This window comes from Micromonospora krabiensis (assembly GCF_900091425.1).
GTDB lineage: Bacteria > Actinomycetota > Actinomycetes > Mycobacteriales > Micromonosporaceae > Micromonospora > Micromonospora krabiensis.
This window is the reverse complement of record NZ_LT598496.1, coordinates 5,644,896-5,664,354: the sequence shown is the minus strand read 5'-3', so window position 1 is coordinate 5,664,354 and position 19,459 is coordinate 5,644,896. Positions and strand designations below refer to the sequence as shown.

At 74.0% G+C, this 19,459-nt stretch carries 14 protein-coding genes and 1 pseudogene; 5 read left to right on the top strand and 10 right to left on the bottom strand.

Annotated features, from left to right (window positions below; genetic code table 11):
• Position 1 precedes the first annotated feature (1 nt).
• The 3 genes from GA0070620_RS26045 to GA0070620_RS26035 form a co-directional block, all read right to left on the bottom strand.
• A complete protein-coding gene (locus GA0070620_RS26045; protein ID WP_172836501.1) occupies positions 2-1,174 on the bottom strand; it encodes a thioester domain-containing protein in 1,173 nt (390 codons plus the stop codon).
• 190 nt (positions 1,175-1,364) lie between these two features.
• Positions 1,365-2,048 carry a response regulator gene (locus GA0070620_RS26040; protein WP_091595115.1) on the bottom strand — a complete coding sequence of 228 codons (684 nt, stop codon included), beginning with the start codon at positions 2,046-2,048 and terminating at the stop codon, positions 1,365-1,367.
• Between the two features lie 2 nt (positions 2,049-2,050).
• A complete protein-coding gene (locus GA0070620_RS26035) occupies positions 2,051-3,298 on the bottom strand; it encodes a PspC domain-containing protein (RefSeq protein WP_377520131.1) in 1,248 nt (415 codons plus the stop codon).
• Between the two features lie 225 nt (positions 3,299-3,523).
• On the opposite strand from GA0070620_RS26035, the gene GA0070620_RS26030 reads away from it, so the two are divergent.
• The 3 genes and pseudogenes from GA0070620_RS26030 (at position 3,524) to GA0070620_RS26020 (ending at position 7,634) form a co-directional block, all read left to right on the top strand.
• On the top strand, positions 3,524-5,566 hold the full coding sequence (locus GA0070620_RS26030) for a PspC domain-containing protein (RefSeq protein WP_091595113.1): 2,043 nt from the start codon (positions 3,524-3,526) through the stop codon (positions 5,564-5,566).
• Positions 5,563-5,817, top strand: a pseudogene (locus tag GA0070620_RS34330) (hypothetical protein); the annotation flags it as partial. The gene GA0070620_RS26030 and the pseudogene GA0070620_RS34330, both read left to right, overlap by 4 nt.
• Before the next feature lie 563 nt (positions 5,818-6,380).
• Positions 6,381-7,634, top strand: a complete 1,254-nt coding sequence (locus GA0070620_RS26020; protein ID WP_091595111.1) for a phosphatidylserine decarboxylase — start codon at positions 6,381-6,383, stop codon at positions 7,632-7,634.
• 58 nt (positions 7,635-7,692) lie between these two features.
• Here GA0070620_RS26020 and GA0070620_RS26015 read toward each other — a convergent pair whose 3' ends face one another.
• The 3 genes from GA0070620_RS26015 to GA0070620_RS26005 form a co-directional block, all read right to left on the bottom strand.
• The gene (locus tag GA0070620_RS26015) at positions 7,693-8,637 is read right to left on the bottom strand and encodes a CDP-alcohol phosphatidyltransferase family protein (protein WP_091599379.1); all 945 of its coding nucleotides are present in this window, start codon (positions 8,635-8,637) and stop codon (positions 7,693-7,695) included.
• Positions 8,638-8,983: 346 nt separating this feature from the next.
• Positions 8,984-9,889 (bottom strand): NUDIX hydrolase, encoded by a 906-nt coding sequence (locus tag GA0070620_RS26010; RefSeq protein ID WP_091595109.1) that lies wholly within the window; start codon positions 9,887-9,889, stop codon positions 8,984-8,986.
• A gap of 157 nt (positions 9,890-10,046) precedes the next feature.
• On the bottom strand, positions 10,047-10,997 hold the full coding sequence (locus GA0070620_RS26005; protein ID WP_091595107.1) for an NUDIX hydrolase: 951 nt from the start codon (positions 10,995-10,997) through the stop codon (positions 10,047-10,049).
• A gap of 144 nt (positions 10,998-11,141) precedes the next feature.
• On the opposite strand from GA0070620_RS26005, the gene GA0070620_RS26000 reads away from it, so the two are divergent.
• Positions 11,142-11,504, top strand: a complete 363-nt coding sequence (locus GA0070620_RS26000) for a PspC domain-containing protein (RefSeq protein ID WP_091595105.1) — start codon at positions 11,142-11,144, stop codon at positions 11,502-11,504.
• Positions 11,505-11,511: 7 nt separating this feature from the next.
• On the opposite strand, the gene guaA is transcribed toward GA0070620_RS26000, so the two are convergent.
• Positions 11,512-13,065: a glutamine-hydrolyzing GMP synthase gene (gene guaA, locus GA0070620_RS25995; RefSeq protein WP_091595103.1), complete on the bottom strand. Its 1,554-nt coding sequence runs from the start codon at positions 13,063-13,065 to the stop codon at positions 11,512-11,514.
• A 194-nt stretch (positions 13,066-13,259) separates the two neighbouring features.
• The gene (locus tag GA0070620_RS25990) at positions 13,260-14,957 is read right to left on the bottom strand and encodes an FAD-dependent oxidoreductase (protein WP_091595101.1); all 1,698 of its coding nucleotides are present in this window, start codon (positions 14,955-14,957) and stop codon (positions 13,260-13,262) included.
• 130 nt (positions 14,958-15,087) lie between these two features.
• Between GA0070620_RS25990 and GA0070620_RS25985 the strand changes: the two genes are divergently transcribed.
• Complete coding sequence (locus GA0070620_RS25985) at positions 15,088-16,212, top strand: LCP family protein (RefSeq protein WP_091595099.1); 1,125 nt, start codon at positions 15,088-15,090, stop codon at positions 16,210-16,212.
• A gap of 169 nt (positions 16,213-16,381) precedes the next feature.
• On the opposite strand, the gene GA0070620_RS25980 is transcribed toward GA0070620_RS25985, so the two are convergent.
• Both GA0070620_RS25980 and GA0070620_RS25975 read right to left on the bottom strand, forming a co-directional pair.
• Complete coding sequence (locus GA0070620_RS25980; RefSeq protein WP_091595097.1) at positions 16,382-17,839, bottom strand: M1 family metallopeptidase; 1,458 nt, start codon at positions 17,837-17,839, stop codon at positions 16,382-16,384.
• A 167-nt stretch (positions 17,840-18,006) separates the two neighbouring features.
• The gene (locus GA0070620_RS25975) at positions 18,007-19,416 is read right to left on the bottom strand and encodes a M1 family metallopeptidase (RefSeq protein WP_091595095.1); all 1,410 of its coding nucleotides are present in this window, start codon (positions 19,414-19,416) and stop codon (positions 18,007-18,009) included.
• Positions 19,417-19,459: the final 43 nt, after the last annotated feature.

Below are 19,459 nucleotides of genomic sequence, written 5' to 3'. Positions count from 1 at the left end.
ATCAGGCGGTGAAGCGGACCTTGCGGCGGCGCATCACCAGCACGGTGGCCGCGCCGGCGGCGAGCAGCAGCACGCCGATGGTGATCGCGGTCGCGATCGGCGAGCCGGTCAGCGGCAGCGCGCCGCCGTTGCTCGCCGGCGAGGTCGACGGCGCCGGGCTCTCACCCGGGGTCGTCGGCGTCGCGGAGGGGGAGACGGTGGTCGACGGCGACGGGCTGGCCGTGGCGGTCGGGGTCGGGCTGGCCGGGGTCGTCGGCGCGGCGGTGAAGCTGGCGCCGGCCTTGGCCGTCACCGTCTCGTCGGTGCTGCCGCCGAGGATGAGCTTCTGGTGCTTGTTCTTGCCCTTCGCGGACAGGAACACCCGGCCGAAGGAGACCGAGCCCTTGGCGGACAGGGTCACCTCGGCCTTGCCGGCCTCGGTGCCGGTCAGCCAGAACGTGCCACCGTTGGTGGTCGTGGTGATCGCCTTGCCGTCGACGTCGACGGCGGTGCCGCCGGTGACGGCGAGGGTGATGTCACCGGCCGGGCCGGTGACGGTGAAGGGGCCGGCCTTCTCGCCGACGGTGGCGGTGGCGGTGGCCGGGTCGACCTTCAGCTCCGCGCGCGGCTCGGGCTGGTCGGTGGCGCTGTTGACCAGGTAGTTGCGGACCTTCTGGACCACCTCGTACTGGCGCTGGCCGAGCAGGTCCTTGCCGTTGTTCGCCCAGTTGCCCAGCTCGATGCCGTCGCTGAAGTGCCAGACGGCGGTCTGGGTGCCGAAGTAGAGCAGCTTCTTCGCGTCCGCCTTCTCCGGCAGGGTGGCGCCGGCCGCGGCGAGCAGCTTCGCGGGGTCGGCGTTCGGGTAGCCGTGGGTGAGCACCCACTGCACCTTGCCGAGGTTCTTGACCTCGGACTCGCTCCAGGTGCCCTCGTTGTACCTGCCGTCGATCGCCACGCTCGTGTGGTAGTCGATGCAGAAGGCGGGCACCAGCTTGCCGTCGATCTTGAGGGCGAGCCCGCTGACGCTCTGCGCCTTGCCGTTGAGCATGAGCTTGACGCTGCCGCCCGTGCTCTTCGCGATGCCGGTGGCCGGCTCGTCGGCGGCGGCCGGGCCGGCGACGCCGAGCGCCAGCGCACCACCCGCGACGGCGGCCAGGGCGACCCGCGCCCACCGCCGTCCTCGTTGTCCGAACATCAGATCGTGTACCTCTCCCCAGGGGTTGCCCGCCTCCGGCGGGCATGCGTAGGTCACCGTTCCGCGGGGTCGTGGCACCACCCGCACGCGAGAACGTGACGGGGCATTATGGGACGCCAATTCGATCTTTGTCAGCCCCGGCCAGCGACATCCGTGGCATCTGTCCCATTTGTACGGGGAGAGGAATACCTCACACCAATCGACGGTCGGCCGCCCACCGCGAGAGCTCGTAGCGGTTGGACATCTGCAGCTTGCGCAGCACATTGGACACGTGCGTCTCGACGGTCTTGATCGAGATGAAGAGCTCCTTGGCGATCTCCTTGTACGCGTACCCCCGGGCGAGCAGTCGCAGCACCTCACGCTCGCGGTTGGTGAGCTGGTCCAGCTCCGGGTCGGCGACCGGCGCGTCCGGACGGGCCGCGAACGCGTCCAGCACGAAGCCGGCCAGCCGGGGACTGAACACCGCGTCGCCGTCGGCGACCCGACGGATCGCCGCGGTCAGCTCGTCCGGAGAGATCGTCTTGGTGACGTAGCCCCGGGCGCCGGCCCGGATCAACCCGATCACGTCCTCCGCCGCGTCCGAGACGCTCAGCGCCAGGAACCTGACCTGCGGGTGCGTACGCCGCATCGCCTCCAGCACCGCCCGACCACCGCCGTCCGGCATGTGTACGTCGAGCAGGACGACGTCCGGTGTCGTGGCGGCGATCCGGCTCACCGCCTCGGCCACCGTGCTGGCCTCGCCGACCACCTCGACGTGTGCGCCGAGTTCGGCGCGTACGCCCGCGCGGAACATCGCGTGGTCGTCCACGAGGAACACCCGCAGCCGCTCGGCGCGCGGGCCCCCCTCGTCGACCGGCTCCATCTGCTCGGCCATCGTCATCTGTCCCTTTCCGCCGTGGACGAGTCCCGGGAGATCGGCAGGATCAACCGGACCTCGGTCCCCTCCCCCGGCTCGGACCGGATCTCGGCCCGACCGCCGTGCCGCTTCATCCGCCCGATGATCGAACCGCGGACGCCGTGCCGGTGGTCCTCCACCGTATCGGGGTCGAAGCCCTTCCCCCGATCTCGCACGAACACGCTGACCTGATCGGGCTCGACCTCGGCGTAGAGGGAGATCGTCTGCACCGCGGCGTGCCGGGCGGCGTTCACCAGCGCCTCCCGGGCGGCGGCGACCAGCGCGCCCACCCGCTCGTCGGTCTCCCGGTCACCGACCACGACCGCCTCGACCGTGACCGCGAAGGTGTCCTCGACCTCGGCCGCGGCCTGCTCCAGCGCGGCGGCCAGCCGCTCGGTCGGCGACGCGGTGGGCTTGTAGAGCCAGTTGCGCAGCGACCGCTCCTGCCCGCGGGCCAGCCGCTGGACGGTCTTGACGTCGGCCGCGTTGCGCTGGATCAGGGCGAGGGTGTGCAGCACCTGGTCGTGCACCATCGCGGCCAACTCGGCCCGCTCCTGCTCGCGGATGCGCCCCTCACGCTCCGACCGCAGCTGGTTGTACGTCCGCCACAGCACCGGCGCCGCGACCACGCCGACACCGGCGAGGCCGACCAGCGCGAAGATCACGCCGTTGATCACCGCGTCGAAGTTCTGCGCCGGCGAGTAGACGGCGGCGACACCGATGATCCCCACCGCCACGAGCACCCCGCCGCCGATGAAGCGCAGGACGAAGGCCCGGCGGTCGCTCTCCTCGACGACCGCGCCGAGCCAGGGCACCGGCAGCGTCTCGCCCCACTGCCGGCGACGCTCCGGCGCGGACTGGTGCCAGATCACGCCGGCACCGACCGCGATGATCGCCACCAACCAGCCGGCGGTGCCCGCGGCGCCCACGGAGTCGAAGACCATCACCTGGACGAGGAGCACGCCCAGGCCGATCGCCACGAACGGCAGCAGTTGGGCCACGTCCCGGCGGGGCGGCACCCCTGGGTCACCGGGCCGCAGCGGCACGACGGCCCAGAAGGCGGCGTAGAGCAGCAGACCGAGCCCGCTCAGCCCGAGCAGGACCATGAAGGCGACGCGTACCCGCAGCACCGAGATGCCCAGATGGTCGGCGATGCCGGCGGCCACCCCGGCGGCCATCCGATGCTCCGGGGCGCGGTAGAGGCGCGGCGGCGGGCTTGCGGTGGTGATCGGAAACCCCCTGGTCAGGTGCGGCGTGGCGCGGGTCGCGCCCCGGAGTCCGGCGACGGCGGCCGGCCGGGGCCGGCGCGGACCGGCACCGGGTTCGATCGTCACACGCTGCGTCGCCCACCGACCACGGGGACGCCCCCGACATTCCGGCGGCCGGGATCTCAGGGTGGCGTCAGGGTCGGGTCCTGAGGCCGTTCGGGCGACCGGGGACGCAGGATCGAAGGCATGACCGAGGAAGCTGCCCAGCCGCCCCGCCCTCTGGCGGGTCAGCCGGGTGAACCACCGCCACCCCCGCCACCCGCGTCCACCGGCCCGGCCTCGACGGCCCCGACCGACGCGCGGCCCGCCGAGCCGGGCCCGACGAGCCCCGCCGAGGTGGCCGGCGCCTCGGACACCACGACCCACACCGCCCGTCCCCTCTCGGGCCCGGCGGGCTACGGCCCGGGGCCCGAGGCGTCGACCGGTCACACCGCGGGCGACACCGCCCCCGGCGGCCCGAGCTTCGGCGCGGGCGGTCCGACGGCCGGCCCGGGCGAACCGGTAGGCGCTCCCGGCTTCGGTGCGGGCACTCCGGCCGGTCCGGGCTTCGGCGCCGGTGGTCCGGGCTTCGGGGCTCCCTTCGGATACGGCGACCGTGTGCCCGGTGCCGGCGGCGCCGGTGGCACCCCGCCGCCACCCGGCGGGCAGTCGGGCGCCGCAGCCGGCCCACCGCCCGGCGGCACCGGCTTCACCTCGCGCTACGGCCTCGTCCGGCCCCGCGACGGGCGCTACCTGGCCGGCGTCTGCGCGGCCATCGGCCGCGCCACCAACACCGATCCGGTGCTCTGGCGGGTGCTGCTCGCCGTGCTCGGGTTCTTCGGCGGGATCGGCATCCTGGTGTACGTCGCCGCGTGGCTGATCATCCCCGGCGAGGGGGACACCGCGTCGCCGGTGGAGTCGATGCTCGGCCGAGGGCGGTCCAGCATGTCCCCGGTCACCGTGATCGTGCTCGGCATCCTGGTCGCGGTCGGCTTCGGCTACATCGTCACCGACGCGTTCCGGGCGGTTCTGCTCGGCGCGGCCATCCTGATCGGGGGCGCGCTGCTGCTCAACCGGCCGAACCGGGGTCCGCAGGCCGCCACGCAGGCCGGCCCGGTGCCCGGTGCGCCGCCCGGCCCGGTGCCGCCGGTCGCCTACCCGGCCCCGGAGCGTTTCGCCGCGCCGCCGACCGTCGACCTGGCCGGTGGACCCGCCACGGCGGCGCCCGGTGTGGTCCCGGCGTCGGTGCCGGCCGGCACCGGTCACCCGGTCAGCGCTCCGCACGGGGGGAGCGCTGCGCACGGGGCTGTCCCCGTCTCCGGCGGCGCGCCGGTCCCGGCTCCCGCGCCGGTCTCCGGGCAGCCCGCCGAGGCCACCGCGCAGCTGCCGGCCTGGTCGCCGGGCACCGGTGACACGGCCAGTTGGCCCAGCGCACCCACGACGGCCTCCGCCTGGTCGACGGCGGCCTCCGCGCAAACGCCGACGAGTGCGACTCCGGCCGGCACCGACTATCCGCCGGCCGCGCCGCTGCCCCCGGCCGGCTACCGGCCGCCGTTCGCCCCGCACGGCCCGTACGCGTCGCAGTCCACCTACCCGCCGCCCAAGCCCCCGAAGCCGGCGAAGCCACCGAAGCGGCCGAAGGAACGCTCCCCGCTGGGCGCGGTGACCTTCTCACTGATCTTCCTGGCCCTGGGCCTGGTCGCCGTCCTCGACCTACTCAACGTGTTCGACGTCGGCGCGTCGGCGTACTTCGCCGCGGCCCTGGCCACCATCGGTCTCGGGCTGCTCGTCGGCACCTGGTTCGGCCGGGCCCGCTGGCTGATCGCGCTCGGCGTGGTGACCGCCGCCGCGTTGGGCGTGGGGACGGTGGCCGAGTCGTACGACCGGGTCCGGGGTGTGGACGGGGCGGTGACCTGGGCGCCCGCCAGCTACCAGGACCTCGCGGACCGCTACGAGAACAGCTTCGGCGACGCGGTGCTCGACCTGCGGACGATCGACTTCGACAAGCGGAACACCGAGATCAGCGTCGCGATCAACTTCGGCAAGGCCACGGTCGTGGTGCCGCCGAACGTCGACGTGACCACGGTGGCCGACGTCAACGCCGGTGACGCGAGGATCTTCGGCCGCCACTTCGCCGGGCCGGCGGGGCGGTCCCGGGAGATCACCGACCTCGGCCCGGACGGCGCCGGCGGCGGAACACTCCGCCTGTCCATCCACGTCAACGCCGGCAACCTGGAGGTGACCCGGTGAAGGCCCACCGCACCGACCTCGTCTCGTTCGCCTTCGGGCTGATCTTCCTGGCCCTCGCCGCCTGGTGGCTCTCCGCCCAGTTGCTCGGGCTCGCGCTGCCGCCGGTCGGCTGGTTCCTGGCGGGCGCGCTGATCCTCATCGGGGTCCTCGGGCTGGTCGGCGCACTCCGCTCCGGCCGGTACGCCGCCCAGGACGGGACGGCCGACGCCGGGGCACCGGCGGTCGGCCCCACCTCCGGCCTGCCCGCCGACGTTCCGGCACCGATCTCCGGTGCCGGCTCGGCCCTCAGTCCCACAGCGCCCTTCTCCGGCGCCGGAATGCCCGCACCCGGCACCGGCCGGCAGGCCGTCGAGGTCGAGCCGCCGATCTGGGAGGCGGGTTGGGCGCAGCCGTCCGACACGGCCCCCGAGCCGGGGCCGGGGCTCCTCGAACCGCAGGCCACCACCGCCGGGATCCACCCGGCGTGGCAGGTCGACCGGTCGACCCGGGAGACCGGCCGCGACGAGGAGCCGACGCGGGAGATCGACCGCGGCTCCGACGAGCCGACGCGGACGGTCGCCGGCGATTCCGACGGACCGACGCAGGCGGTCACCCGCGACTCCGACGAACCTGCGGCGCGGCCCGAGCGCTGAGCTCCGCCGACGTGGGCGGACGGCTGGGCACGGTCGCCGCCCCGGCCGGCGGCGGCGGTGCGGCGGGCGTGTACGCCCGCCTATGCTGGCCGGTGGAGGACCCGCCTTCACCGGCCGACCCCGCGCCGCCGAGGGACCTCCGTCGCGCTTCCCGTGTCTACCCTGTCAGGAGCCCGTCCGACATGACCCAGTCCCCCGCCGTGCCCACCCCCGGCCGGCCCGGTCCGGTCCGCATCGGCGAGCGAGCCGCCCGTACCCTCGTCACCGAGCTGGCCCGGCTCAACGACCCGAAGGCCGCGCTGCTGGTCGGCGCGGACCCGCAGTCCGCGGTGCTGGCCGCCGCGATCGAGGCGCTGCTGCCCGGCGACCGGCTCACCGTGGTGCCGGCCGACGGGTCGTCCGCCGCCGCGCTGCGTGAGCACGTCACCGCCCTGGGCCGGTGGGTCGCCGACCGGGTCCGGGTGGTCGACTCCCTCGCCGAAGCCGAGGCCGCCGAGGTCGTGATCGCCGGCGAGCCGCTTCTCGGCACGGCCGAGGAGACCCGTACGGCGATCGAGGGGCTGACGAAGTTCCTCGCCGACGGCGCGGTGCTGAGCGTGGCGACCGCGGCGACCCCCGGCCGGACGGCCGGCGCGGCGGCCGAGCTGGGGCGGCAGGGCGCACTGTACGGCGTCGCCACGGACCTGGTGGTCCGCAACACCCCGCCGGTGCGCCTCCACCGGCTGCGGTTCACGCCGGCCAGCCCGGCCGCGGCGGACCGCCTCGCGCCGGCCCACCGGCCGTCCAGCGTGCCGCTGACCCGGACCATGCACATCGACTCCAACGGCGTGGCCGCCGCCGGCATCAGCCTGGGCCTGGCCGCCCTGGCTCGGCTGGCCCGACCGAAGTCGAAGCTCTGGCTGCTGCCCGCCCTCGCCGCCGGCCCGGTCGCGGCGTTCTTCCGGGACCCGGAGCGGGACATTCCCGAGGACCCGTCGGCCGTCGTGGCCGCGGCGGACGGTCAGGTCCTGTCCGTTCAGCGGCTGCACGACGAGCGCTTCGGCGACGGCGAGTGGCTGCGGATCGCGGTCTTCCTGTCGGTGCTCGACGTGCACGTCAACCGCGCGCCGGTGGCCGGCAAGGTCGTCGACTACTTCGTGGCGGACGGTGGGTTCGTCAACGCCATGAAGCCCGACGCCGAGCACAACGTGGCGGCCTACACGGTGCTGGACACGGCGCGCGGCACCGTCGTGGTGGCGCAGCGCACCGGGCTGATCGCCCGGCGGATCGTGCAGCGGGCACCGATCGGCGCGCTGCTGGCCAAGGGCGAGCGCTTCGGGCTGATCCGGTTCGGTTCGCGGACGGACGTCTACCTGCCGGCCGAGGCGGCGGAGCCGCTGGTCGGCCCGGGCGACAAGGTCGTGGGCGGCTCGACCGTCATCGCGCGCTGGAGCTGACGTCGGATATGGAAAGAGGGGCGCCGCGGCTGCGGCGCCCCTCTTTCCGCGTACGGGGTCAGGCGGCGCGGCGCTGGCGCAGCCAGAGGACCGGGCCGCTGACCAGGTAACCGACCACGATCAGGGCGAAGGTCAGCCGGATGTCGATCAGCGCGCCGACCACCGGGGCCAGCCAGAGCCACGGGGGCAGCTTCACCAGCCGGGCGAGCTTCGCGTAGGGGAAGCTGGACACCATCGCGAAGGCGAGCAGTGCCACCCCGCCCAGCAGCACCGGCCCGGGGACGGGCAGGCGGATCGCCACGGTCACCGCGAGCACCGCCGCGGCCATGGTGGTGGGCACTCCGCAGAAGAACCGGCCGTCCTTCGGCGAGACGTTGAACCGGGCCAGCCGGATGGCGGCGCAGGCGGCGACGAGAGCGCAGGCCACGGCCGCGGCCGCCGTCGAGACGGAGCCGGCCAGCGAGGCGTAGACCACCACGGGCGCGGCGAGGCCGAAGGAGCACATGTCGGCCAACGAGTCCATCTGCGCGCCGAACGGGCTGGCGACGCCCAGCTTGCGGGCCAGCGCCCCGTCGAGCCCGTCGAACGCGACGCAGGCGATCAGGCAGAGCGCGGCGACCTGCACCTCGCCCTGCATCGCCAGGAAGATGGCCAGCATGCCCAGCATCAGGCTGCTCAGGGTGCACGCGTTGACCAGCGCGAACTTCATCCGACGGGTGGCGGTGCGCTCACCCGGGAGCAGGGGGATCGACCGTCCGGTCTCCTCGTCGGGCTCCACCACCGGCGCGAGGGCCGGGCTGACCGGCATGACCGCGTCGATCTCGGCCCGGGCGATCCGGTCGAGGCCGGTGCGGTTGAAGCGGTCGAGGCCGTAGCGACGACGGCGCCGCTCCGTGTAGCGGGGCTCCGGCAGCGCCACGTCGGTGGCGCCCGACGGGTCGCCGTCGCGGCGGCCCACCCGGACCAGCAGCACCTGCCGGGCGAAGGTGCTGCTCCGGCGCAGCGGGCCCGCCCAGCGACGCCCTGCGGGGCGCGGACTGTCAGTCGTACGACGCCGGCGCCAAGGGGCTCTCGGCACGTTTCCTCCATCACCGGATCGGCTGACCGCCGTGGTCGGCGGGTGTCCGGCTGTCTCGTGCCGGACCTTTTCCGGCCCGGCAGCCGTTGTGGCGGAGTACACCATTGCATAGGGGGGAGGGGCTTGGCGATAGCTGTCGGCGGTCCTTATATCTCCCTTAAACCGCGCGAATCGCTCTCTTATTCCCATCCCGGGCTTCATCGCCCGTTACTCCATCATTCCCCATCCCGACTGTACCGGAGTAGGTCGATGTCGGCTCGGGTGGTGGGGGCTATCCGACCCGCCGTCCCATTGACCAGGCCGCGATCTCGGACAGGCGCAGCCCGTCGAGCTGATCGGGCGCGAACCACGCCGCCTCCGCGGTCGATCCGCCGGCCAGCTCGGTGACCCGCGGCTCGGTCGGTACGTCGACCGTCACCCGATAGACGACCCGTACGCCGTGCCAGTCCAGCGGGCGCCCCTCCGGGCCGAAGGCGGCCGGGTTGTGCAGGTTGTCCACCCCGACCAGCTCGGTCACCCGCCCCAACTGGCCGGACTCCTCGACCAGCTCCCGCAGCAGCGCCGGCACCGGCTGCTCACCGTGGTCGGTCCCGCCACCCGGCAGGTGCCACAGCCCGGCGCCCGGGTAGCCCTTCGCGATCTTCGTGAGCAGCACCCGGCCGGCCGGGTCGGTGACCAGCCCGTACGCCCCGAAGCGCAGCCGGCGGTCGGCCGGCGGCTCCGGGAAGGTGGCGGGCCCCGCCGCGCTGGCCGGCAACGGGGTGACCGGCAGGCCGAGCAGGTCGGCGGTGAACGGCATCAGTGGCACGCCGGCCACCTCGTCGGTGGTGAACCAGCGGGCCTCGTCGGTCGTGCCGGCCAACTCGGCGCGCAACGCTCCCCCGACGACGGTCAGGTCGAAGACGAGCCGGTCGGTGTGCAGCGCCACGTCGGCGGCCGGGAACGGGATCACGTCGGCGACCACCGCCCGCAACCCGGCGACCTCGACGGTCAGCCCGGTCTCCTCGGTCACCTCCCGGACGACCGCGTGCGCGGGATGCTCAGCGTGGTCGACGCCGCCGCCGGGCAGTTGCCAGATGCCCGGGAACTGCGCGCTCGCCGAGCCACGGACGAGCAGCAGCCGCCCGTCGTCCCGCCGGCAGACCCCGTACGCGCCCACCCGTCGCCGCTGCCGCATCCCCTGGCCCCCGCCCGCGTCCGTCCCGCCCGGTGTCTTCCCCGTCGATCATGAAGTTATCGCCGTCCATGCGGGCGTGTCCCGACAATAACTTCATGATCACCGGGGTAGGGCGGCCGGGGCCGGGAGGGGGAGGGAGGGGGAGGGAGGGCGAGGGTTAGGGGGTTAGGCGGGCGGCTTGGACGGCTTCGGCGGTCACCTCGGTGAGGCGTTCGGCCGGGAGCGCGCCCAGCTCGGCCGGGGCGAACCAGCGCGCCTCGCTGGTGGAGCCGCCGACGTCGGCGACCCGGGGCGGGGCCGGCTGGTCGACGACGACCCGGTAGAAGGCGCGTACGCCGTGCCAGTCGATCGGATAGCCCTCCGGGCCGAGCGAGGCGGCGTCCCGGTGGCTCGCCACCCCGAGCAGCTCGACGAGGCGGCCGGTCTGCCCGGTCTCCTCGACCAGTTCCCGGATAAGCGCCGCGCCCGGCTGCTCGCCGTAGTCGGTGCCGCCGCCGGGCAGGTGCCAGCAGCCGGCGCCCGGGTAGCCGTCGGCGACCCGAGTCAGCAGGACGCGACCGTCCGGGTCGGTGCAGACCGCGTACGCGGCGAAGCGCTGCGCCCGGTGCAGGCCGTCCGGGCCGGGGACGGCGTAGAAGGAGGGGAACTCCGGTGGCTCGTCGGGCACCACGTCGGCCGAGGACGCCGGCAGGTCGAGGGCGCGCGCGGTGAAGGAGCGCAGCGGCAGCCGGGCCGCCTCCTCGCGGGTGAACCACCGGGCCAGGTCGGTCGGCCGCTCGACCCGGTCGGTGAGCGTCCCGCCGCGCACCGCGACCCGGTAGACGAGCCGGTCGGTGTGGATCGTGATGCCCCGCTCGGGCAGCGCCCGCATGTCGGCCAGGACGTCCTGCAGGCCGGTGACGGCCACCGAGAGGCCGGTCTCGGCCGCCGTCTCGCGCACGACGGTGTGGTTCGGGTCCTCGCCGTGGTCGACCGCACCCCCCGGCAACGACCAGGTGCCGGGCGTGCCGGAGCGCGTCGAGGCGCGAACCAGCAGGACCCGGTCGTGCGAATCGACACAAACTGCGTATGCCGCGATCCTGCGCAGCGGCGTCAGGGTGGTGGTCACGGGAGAAAATTCTCCCCGGGGCGGGTTACCGGTATCGAAAAGAGTCAGATTCCTGACTCAACGCTCCCGGCTCAGGGGGCCGTCAGGGTAGGGATCCGGGCGGTCACCGAGGCCGTCGGGCGGCCCGGCGCGGACCGTGGAGACATGACAGCCACCACTCCTCCCCACGCTCCCTACAAGCAGCTGCGTCGACCCACCACCGACCGCATGGTGGCGGGCGTCGCGAGCGGGGTCGGCCGCTACTTCGCCGTCGACCCCACCCTGGTCCGGGTGATCTTCGCGGTCGCCGGGCTACTCACCGGCGGTGTCGCGCTGATCGCGTACCCGATCATGTGGTTCCTGATGCCCGAGGAGCCGGCCGGCGCGCCCGCCTGGCCGCACCCGACGGGCGCCGCGCCCCAGGGGCCGCCGCCCGCCGCCGGGTCCACGCCACAGCCGACGCAGCCGACGTACGCCCCGACGACGACCTACCCGACGGCCGGGCCGACTCCGCCCACGGCGGCGTGAGCCGCGCTCACTCCCACTCGATGGTGCCCGGCGGCTTGCTCGTCACGTCCAGGACCACCCGGTTGACCTCGGCCACCTCGTTGGTGATCCGGGTCGAGATCTTGGCGACCACGTCGTAGGGCAGCCGGGACCAGTCGGCGGTCATCGCGTCCTCGCTGGAGACCGGGCGCAGCACCACGGGATGCCCGTAGCTGCGCCCGTCACCCTGCACGCCGACGCTGCGGACGTCGGCCAGCAGCACGACCGGGAACTGCCAGACGCCCCGGTCGAGGCCGGCGAGGGTGAGCTCCTGGCGGGCGATCAGGTCGGCCTTGCGAAGCACCGCGAGGCGCTCCTCGTCGACCGCGCCGATGATCCGGATGGCGAGACCCGGACCGGGGAACGGGTGCCGCCAGACCATCGCCTCGGGCAGGCCGAGCTGGAGGCCGAGCGTGCGGACCTCGTCCTTGAAGAGCGTGCGCAGCGGTTCGACCAGGGCGAACTTCAGGTCCTCCGGCAGCCCGCCGACGTTGTGGTGACTCTTGATGTTGGCGGTGCCGGTGCCGCCGCCGGACTCGACCACGTCCGGGTAGAGGGTGCCCTGCACCAGGAACTCGACGTCGCCGTGCGCGGCGATCTCCCGGGCGGCGGTCTCGAAGACCCGGATGAACTCCCGTCCGATGATCTTGCGCTTCTGCTCCGGGTCGGTCACCCCGGCCAGCGCCCCGAGGAACCGCTCCCGGGCGTCGACCACCTTGAGCTTGATTCCCGTGGCGGCCACGTAGTCCTTCTCGACCTGCTCGGCCTCGCCGGCCCGCAGCAGGCCGTGATCCACGAACACGCAGGTCAGCTGGTCGCCGACGGCCTTGTGGACGAGCGCCGCGGCGACCGCGGAGTCGACACCGCCGCTGAGGCCGCAGATGACCTCCTTGTCCCCGACCTGCTCGCGGATCCGTGCCACCTGCTCGTCGATGATGTTCTCCGGCGTCCAGGTGGGCTCGATGCCGGCGATGTCGTAGAGGAAGCGGGTCAGCATCTCCTGGCCGTGCGCCGTGTGCCCGACCTCCGGGTGGAACTGCACCCCGGCCCGCCGGCCCACCAGGTCCTCGAACGCGGCCACCGGCGCGCCCGCCGACTCGGCGGTGACGGTGAACCCGGCCGGGGCCTCGGTGACGCAGTCGCCGTGGCTCATCCAGACCGGCAGGTCGTCCGGGAGGTCGCGGAGCAGCACACCGGCCTCGGGACGCGCGTGCAGCGGCGTGCCGCCGTACTCGCGGTTACCGGTGTGGGCCACCGTGCCGCCGAGCGCCTGGGCCATCGCCTGGAAGCCGTAGCAGATGCCGAAGACGGGCACCCCGGCGTCGAACATGCCGGCGTCGATCTGGGGGGCGCCGGGCGCGTAGACGCTCGACGGGCCGCCGGAGAGGATGATCGCGGCCGGGTTCTTCGCGAGCATGTCGGCCACCGACATGCTGTGCGGCACGATCTCCGAGTAGACGTTCGCCTCGCGCACACGACGCGCGATGAGCTGGGCGTACTGGGCTCCGAAGTCCACCACGAGGACGGGGCGAGGCGTGCTCATGTGCAGAAAGCCTACCGACAGTCACAGCCGACCCCGAGCCGCCCCGCCGCTACCCGGCCCCCTGCGGTGCCCGTGCGGTCCCCCGTGCGCGATCTTGCACTTTCTGCCCGGACAAATCGGGACCAGCATCACATCGCTCGGGCCGAAGCTGCAAGATCGCCGAGGGCGGGGGCAGCGTGCGGGCGGGCGCGGGGTCAGGGGCGGAGGGCGGCGGGTGCGGTCGGGGGGACTGCCGGGTTTCTCGGCGGGACCGGCGCGAGGCGGCGGTACGGGGTGCCCGGCGCGGGGCGGGGGTCCGGCTCGCCCTTGTTGGGCCAGAACGACAGGGCCCGCTCCGCCTGGGCGGTGATGGTGAGCGACGGGTTCACGCCGAGGTTGGCCGAGACGGCCGCGCCGTCCACCACGTGCAGCCCCGGATATCCGAAGACCCGGTGGTACGGGTCGACCACACCCTGCTCCGCCGTGGCCCCGATCACCGCCCCGCCGAGGATGTGCGCGGTCATCGGGATGTCGAACGGCTCGGTCAACGCTCCCCCGGGCACGCCGCCGATCTCCTCCGCCAGCAGCCGGGCCGCGTGGTTGCCGGCGGGGATCCAGGTCGGGTTCGGCACCCCGTGCCCCGGCCCGGACACCAGCCGGCGTCCGAGGGGGCCCCGCCGGAGCCGGGTGGTCAACGAGTTGTCCGCCGACTGCATGACCAGGGCGATCACCGTACGCTCCGACCAGTTGCGGACGGAGAGCAGCTGGGCCGCCAGGCGCGGCTGCCGGGCCAGCGTGGCGACCCACCGGCGGATCCGGTGCGGCCCGCCGTCGACCAGCAGCGACTGGAGCAGCCCCATCGCGTTGGAGCCCCGCCCGTAACGGACCGGCTCGACGTGGGTCTGCGGGTCGGGGTGGAACGAGCTGGTGATGGCCACCCCGTCGGTGAAGTCGAGCCCCCGCGCGCGGGCCCGCTGGCGAGGCACCGAGGCGCCGAGGATCGCCTCCGAGTTGGTGCGGGTCAGCTCGCCCAGCCGGGGGGAGAGCGCGGGCAGCGCTCCGGTCGCCCGCATCTCGTGCAGCAGGCGCTGGGTGCCGAGCGCCCCGGCCGCGAGGACCACCTGCTCGGCCCGGAACACCTGACGCCGTCGGCGCAGCCAGGCGCCGGTGCGTACGGTGTGCACCGCGTACCCGCCGTCGGGGTCGGGGCGTACGGTGGTGACCGTGGTCAGCGGGTGCACCCGGGCGCCGAGCCGCTCGGCGAGCCACAGGTAGTTCTTGACCAGGGTGTTCTTCGCCCCGTGCCGGCAGCCCGTCATGCAGGAGCCGCAGTGCGTGCAGCCGGTGCGTTCCGGTCCGGCCCCGCCGAAGTACGGGTCGGCCACCCGCTCCCCCGGCCGCCCGATGTGGACGCCGACCGGGGTCGCGTGGAAGGTGTCGCCGACGCCCATCCGTCCGGCCACCGCCCGCATCACCCGGTCCGCGCTCGTGTCCCGGGGGTACGTGGTGACGCCGAGCATCCGCTTCGCCTGGTCGTAGTGGCGGGCCAGCTCGGTACGCCAGTCGGTGATCTCCCGCCACTGCGGGTCGGTGTAGAAGGCGGGCAACGGCTCGTAGAGCGTGTTGGCGTAGACCAGCGAGCCACCGCCGACACCGGCGCCGGAGAGGACCAGCACCCCGCCACCGGCCCGGCGGTCGGCCGGTCGCAGCAGGTCGATCCGTTGAATGCCGTAGCAGCCGAGCCTCGGGGCCCAGAGGAACCGCCGCACCCGCCACGACGTCCGGGGGAACTCGTCGTCGGCGAAGCGCCGCCCGGCCTCCAGCACGCCGACCGTGTAGCCCTTCTCGGCGGCGCGCAGCGCGGCGACGCTGCCGCCGAAGCCGGACCCGATGACGAGCACGTCGTACCGCATCACCGCATCATTACTCGCCGGTAGCCGTCGCGCCAGGGGCCATCGAGGGGCGATCATGCACACCTGCCGGCGTCGGGGACAACCGAAGACACCCGTCAGCGCGTTATCCGGTTGGTGAAGGGGGTCCGGGATGGTGCTCGGCTCAGGCACGACGCGTCGCCGCCGGCTGCTGGGCGTACTGCTGCTCGCCGCGGTCGTGCTGGTCACGGCCGGCGGGGTGGCGGCGGTCCGGCTGGCCGGCGACCGCGCCCCGGACCGCGGCGCCGCCTCGTCCGCGCCGCCGAGCCCGAGCGCCGCCGGCTCGCCCACGACCTCGCCCAGCCCGCCGCCCCCGCCGCCGGGCGCGGACATCACCGGCCCGCTCAACCTGCTGCTCGTGGGCGTGGACACCCGGGTCAGCGTGCCCGGCTGGGAGCCCCACGCCGACGCCGTGCTGGTGCTGCACGTGCCGCGCGGGCTCGACCGCGCATACCTCTTCTCCCTCCCCCGTGACCTGGTGGTCGACATCCCGGCGTTCCCGAAGGCCGGCTACCGCGGCGGCCGGACCAAGCTCACCCACGCCATGAGCTACGGCAGCCGGGTGCCGGGCCGCCCGAAGCAGCCGAACACCGCGCAGGGGTACGAGCTGCTGCGCAGCACCGTGAGCGGCTACACCGGGCTGCGCATCGACGCCGGCGCGGTGGTCACGTTCAACGGGTTCGACCGGCTGGTGGACAGTCTGGGCGGGGTGGACCTCACCATCGACCAGCGGGTCGTGTCGCGGCACCGGCAGCCGGACGGCCGGCACCGAAAGCCCGGCGCGGGCGGTTACGTCGGCCCGCAGATGGTGTACGAGAAGGGGAACCGGCACCTGACCGGCTGGCAGGCGCTGGACTACGCCCGGCAGCGCTACATCCCCGGCGGCGACTACAGCCGGCAACGCCACCAGCAGCAGCTGATCCGGGCCCTGGTCCGGAAGATCCTCGACCAGGACCTGGCCCGTGATCCCGACCGGGTGCAGCAGGTCGCGGACGCGCTCGGCGACACGCTGATCTACGTCGGCGGGCGGCGGCTGGTCGACGTCGCGTACGCCCTGGGTGGCCTGCCGGCGGACCGGTTCGCGCTGGTCGGCCTGCCCGGCGGGTCGGTCGGCTCCGGCGGCGCCTACCGGGGCGAGCAGCTCACCTCGGTGGGCCGCCGCTTCCTCACCGAACTCCGCGCCGGCCGTGCCGAGCAGTACCTGAAAGCCAACCCCACCCTGCGCGTAAAAACCTGACCCGCCCGCCCCCTCCCCTCCCCTCCCCTCCCGCGCCCCTCCCCGCCCCCTCTCTCCCGCGATCTTGCACTTTCAGCCCTCGGTTTGCGGCCTTTGTCCGGACCTTCGGGGCACAAACTGCAAGATCGCCGGGGCGGGGCGGGCGGAGGGCGGGGGGCGGGGGCGGGTGTTACAGGGGTTTGGGTTGGTCGGGGCGGGTGGTGCCGTAGAGCCAGGCGTCGAAGAGGGCGTCGAGCTTCTTGCCGCTGACCCGTTCGGCGAGCGCGATGAACTCGGCCGTCGTGCCGTTGGCGTTGCGCTTCTCCTCCGCCCAGGTCTTCAGGAGCGTGAAGAACGCCTTGTCGCCGATCGCCACCCGCAGCGCGTGCACGGTCATCGCGCCGCGCTGGTAGACCGACTGGCTGAACAGGTTCTCCACCCCCGGCTTGCCCGGCGGGACGCGCCAGAGCGAGCTGGGCGAGCCGCTGTAGCGGGTGGCGAAGGTCAATTCCGCCTTGCGGTCGTCGCTGTGCTCGGCCCACAACCATTCGGCGTACGTGGCGAGGCCCTCGTTGAGCCAGATGTCCTCCCACTTCGTCAGGGCCACGCTGTCACCGAACCACTGGTGGGCCAGCTCGTGGGCCACCACCTCGGTGTTCGTGCCCTGCCGGAAGAAGCTGGCGGAGTAGACCGGGCGGGACTGCGTCTCCAACGCGTACCGGATGCGCGAGTCGGCGACGACCACCCCGCCGTACGCGTCGAACGGGTACGGCCCGAAAACGGTCTCCAGGTAGTCGGCCACCTCGACGGTGTCGGCGATCGACGTGTCCGCGGCGCCCTTGCCGAGCGACTCGTCCACGGCGCTGAACACCGGCCGTCCCTTGTGCTCACCGGTGGTCACCCGCAGCTTCCCGATCACCACGAAGCTCAGGTAGCTCGCCATCGGCTGGCGCTCCGCCCACTTCCAGGTGGTCCACCCGTCGGCGTCGGACTTCCCGGCCGGCACGCCGTTGCTGACCGCGGTCAGTCCGTCGGGGACGGTGATCTCGAAGTCGTAGGTGGCCTTGTCCGAGGGGTGGTCGTTGACCGGGAACCAGGTGCTCGCCGACTCCGGCTGGCCGAGCGCGATGGCGCCGTCGTCGGTGTGCAGGAAGCCGCCCTCGCCGAGCACCTCGTTCTCCAGCGGCTCGGGCTTGCCCTCGTACGCGATCTCGGTCACGAAGCCGTTGCCGGCGATCAGGCCGTGCGCCGGGGTGACCACCAGTTCGTTGCCCTTGCGGCTGTGCTTGGCCGCCGCCCCGTCCACGGTCACCGAGCGGACGCTCAGCCCGGCCAGGTCCAGGTTGAACGACGACAAATCGCTGGTCGCGGCGGCCTGCACGGTCGCGGTGCCGGTCAGCCGGTCGGTCTTCGGGTCGTACCGGACCTTGACGGCGTAGCGGGCGACGTCGTAGCCACCGTTGCCGTAGCTCGGGAAGTACGGATCGCCCGCCCCCGCCGCGCCCGGCTTGAACGTGCGCGGGCCGGTGGGCGACGGAGCACCCGCCGAGGGGGTGGTCTCCGACGAGGCCGCGTCGCAGCCGACGAGCAGCGCCCCGGTCAGCAGCAGTCCCGCACCCGCCCGCAGTGCCCGCCCTGACAGCCTCATCGCGTTCGTCCTCCCCAGTGCCGGCGGGATCCACGCCCGCCCATCCGGTCGGCGCCCAGGCCCACCGGGGCGGTCGCCGCACCGCGGGTCGCCCCGGTCCGTCCGCGCAGCCTACCGATCGACGATCACGCCGCCGTCACGGCAGGGAGGGCGGGTGCCGCCCGCCGTCACGGCAGGGCGGGCGGGGTGCCACCGATCAGCCAGGCGTCGAAGAGGGACCGCAGTTGCCGGCCGGAGACCCGCTCAGCGTGCGCGATCAGGTCGCCCGTGCGGACGTTGCCGTCGCGCCGCCCGGCCGTCCACTCGCGGAGGATGCGGAAGAAGGTGTCGTCGCCGACGGTCCGACGCAGGGCGTGCACGGCGAGCGCGCCGCGCTGGTAGACGGCGCTGCCGAACATCGCCTCCCGGCCCGGGTCGACCGACGGCCGGGACCAGTCGGTCGCCGCGTACTGCGCCTCGAAGGCCCGCTGGGCGGTCCGGCCGCCGTCGTGCTCGTCCCACAGCCACTCGGCGTACGTGGCGAAGCCCTCGTTCAGCCAGATGTCGCCCCAGCGGGCCAGCGAGACGCTGTCGCCGAACCACTGGTGGGCCAGCTCGTGCGCCACCACCGCCGGGTTGGGGCGGCCGCCCTCGAAGAAGCTCGGCCCGTACACGGGCCGGGACTGGGTCTCCAGCGCGTACCCGATCCGCGGGTCGGCGACCACGATCCCGCCGTACGACTCGAACGGGTACGGCCCGAAGCGGCTGGCCAGGAAATCGACGATCGCGCCGGTGCGGGCCAGCGACGCGGCGGCCGGACCGTCCTCCGGTTCGCTCGCCGGCACCGCCGTCACCATCGGCCGCCCGGCGTGCGTGCCGGTGGTGACCCGGTAGCGGCCGATGACCAGGGTGGTCAGGTAGCTGGCCATCGGCGCGCGTTCGGCCCACCGCCAGGTGGTCCACCCGTCGGCGCTGCGCCGCGGCCCGGGCACCCCGTTGCTCAGCGCGGCCAGCCCGTCCGGCACGGTCACCGCGACGTCGTAGGTGGCCTTGTCGGACGGGTGGTCGTTGACCGGGAACCAGGTGGCCGCCGAGTCGGGTTGGCCGAGCGCGATCGCCCCGTCGTCGGTGTGCAGGAAGCCGCCGCTGCCCAGCACGCCGTCGGGAATCGCGGCGGGCACACCCGCGTACGCGACCTCGACCGTGAACCGGGTGCCCCGGGGCAGCTCGCGGGCCGGGGTGACCACCAGTTCGTCGCCGGTCCGCCGCTGCTCGGCCGGCGCGCCGTCGACCACCACCCGCTCGACGTCCAGGCCGGCGAGGTCGAGGTTGAACCGGGACAGCCCCATGGTCGCGGTGACGGTGAGCACGGCGCGTCCGGTCAGCCGGTCGGTCGCCGGGTCGTACCGCACGTCGAGGTTGTAGTGCCCGACGTCGTAGCCGCCGTTGCCGCGCCCCGGCACGTACGGGTCACCGGCGTCGGCAGCGCCCGGCCGGAACCCGCCGTCCTCATCGGACCGGGTGCAGCCGCCGAGCGCGAGCACCGCCACCAGCGCGGCGGCCAGCGCCGGGCGTAGCCGGGGGAAGATACGTCGCACCGGCCGAGCCTAGCGGCGCGGCCGGTGCGATCGGGGCAGGTTG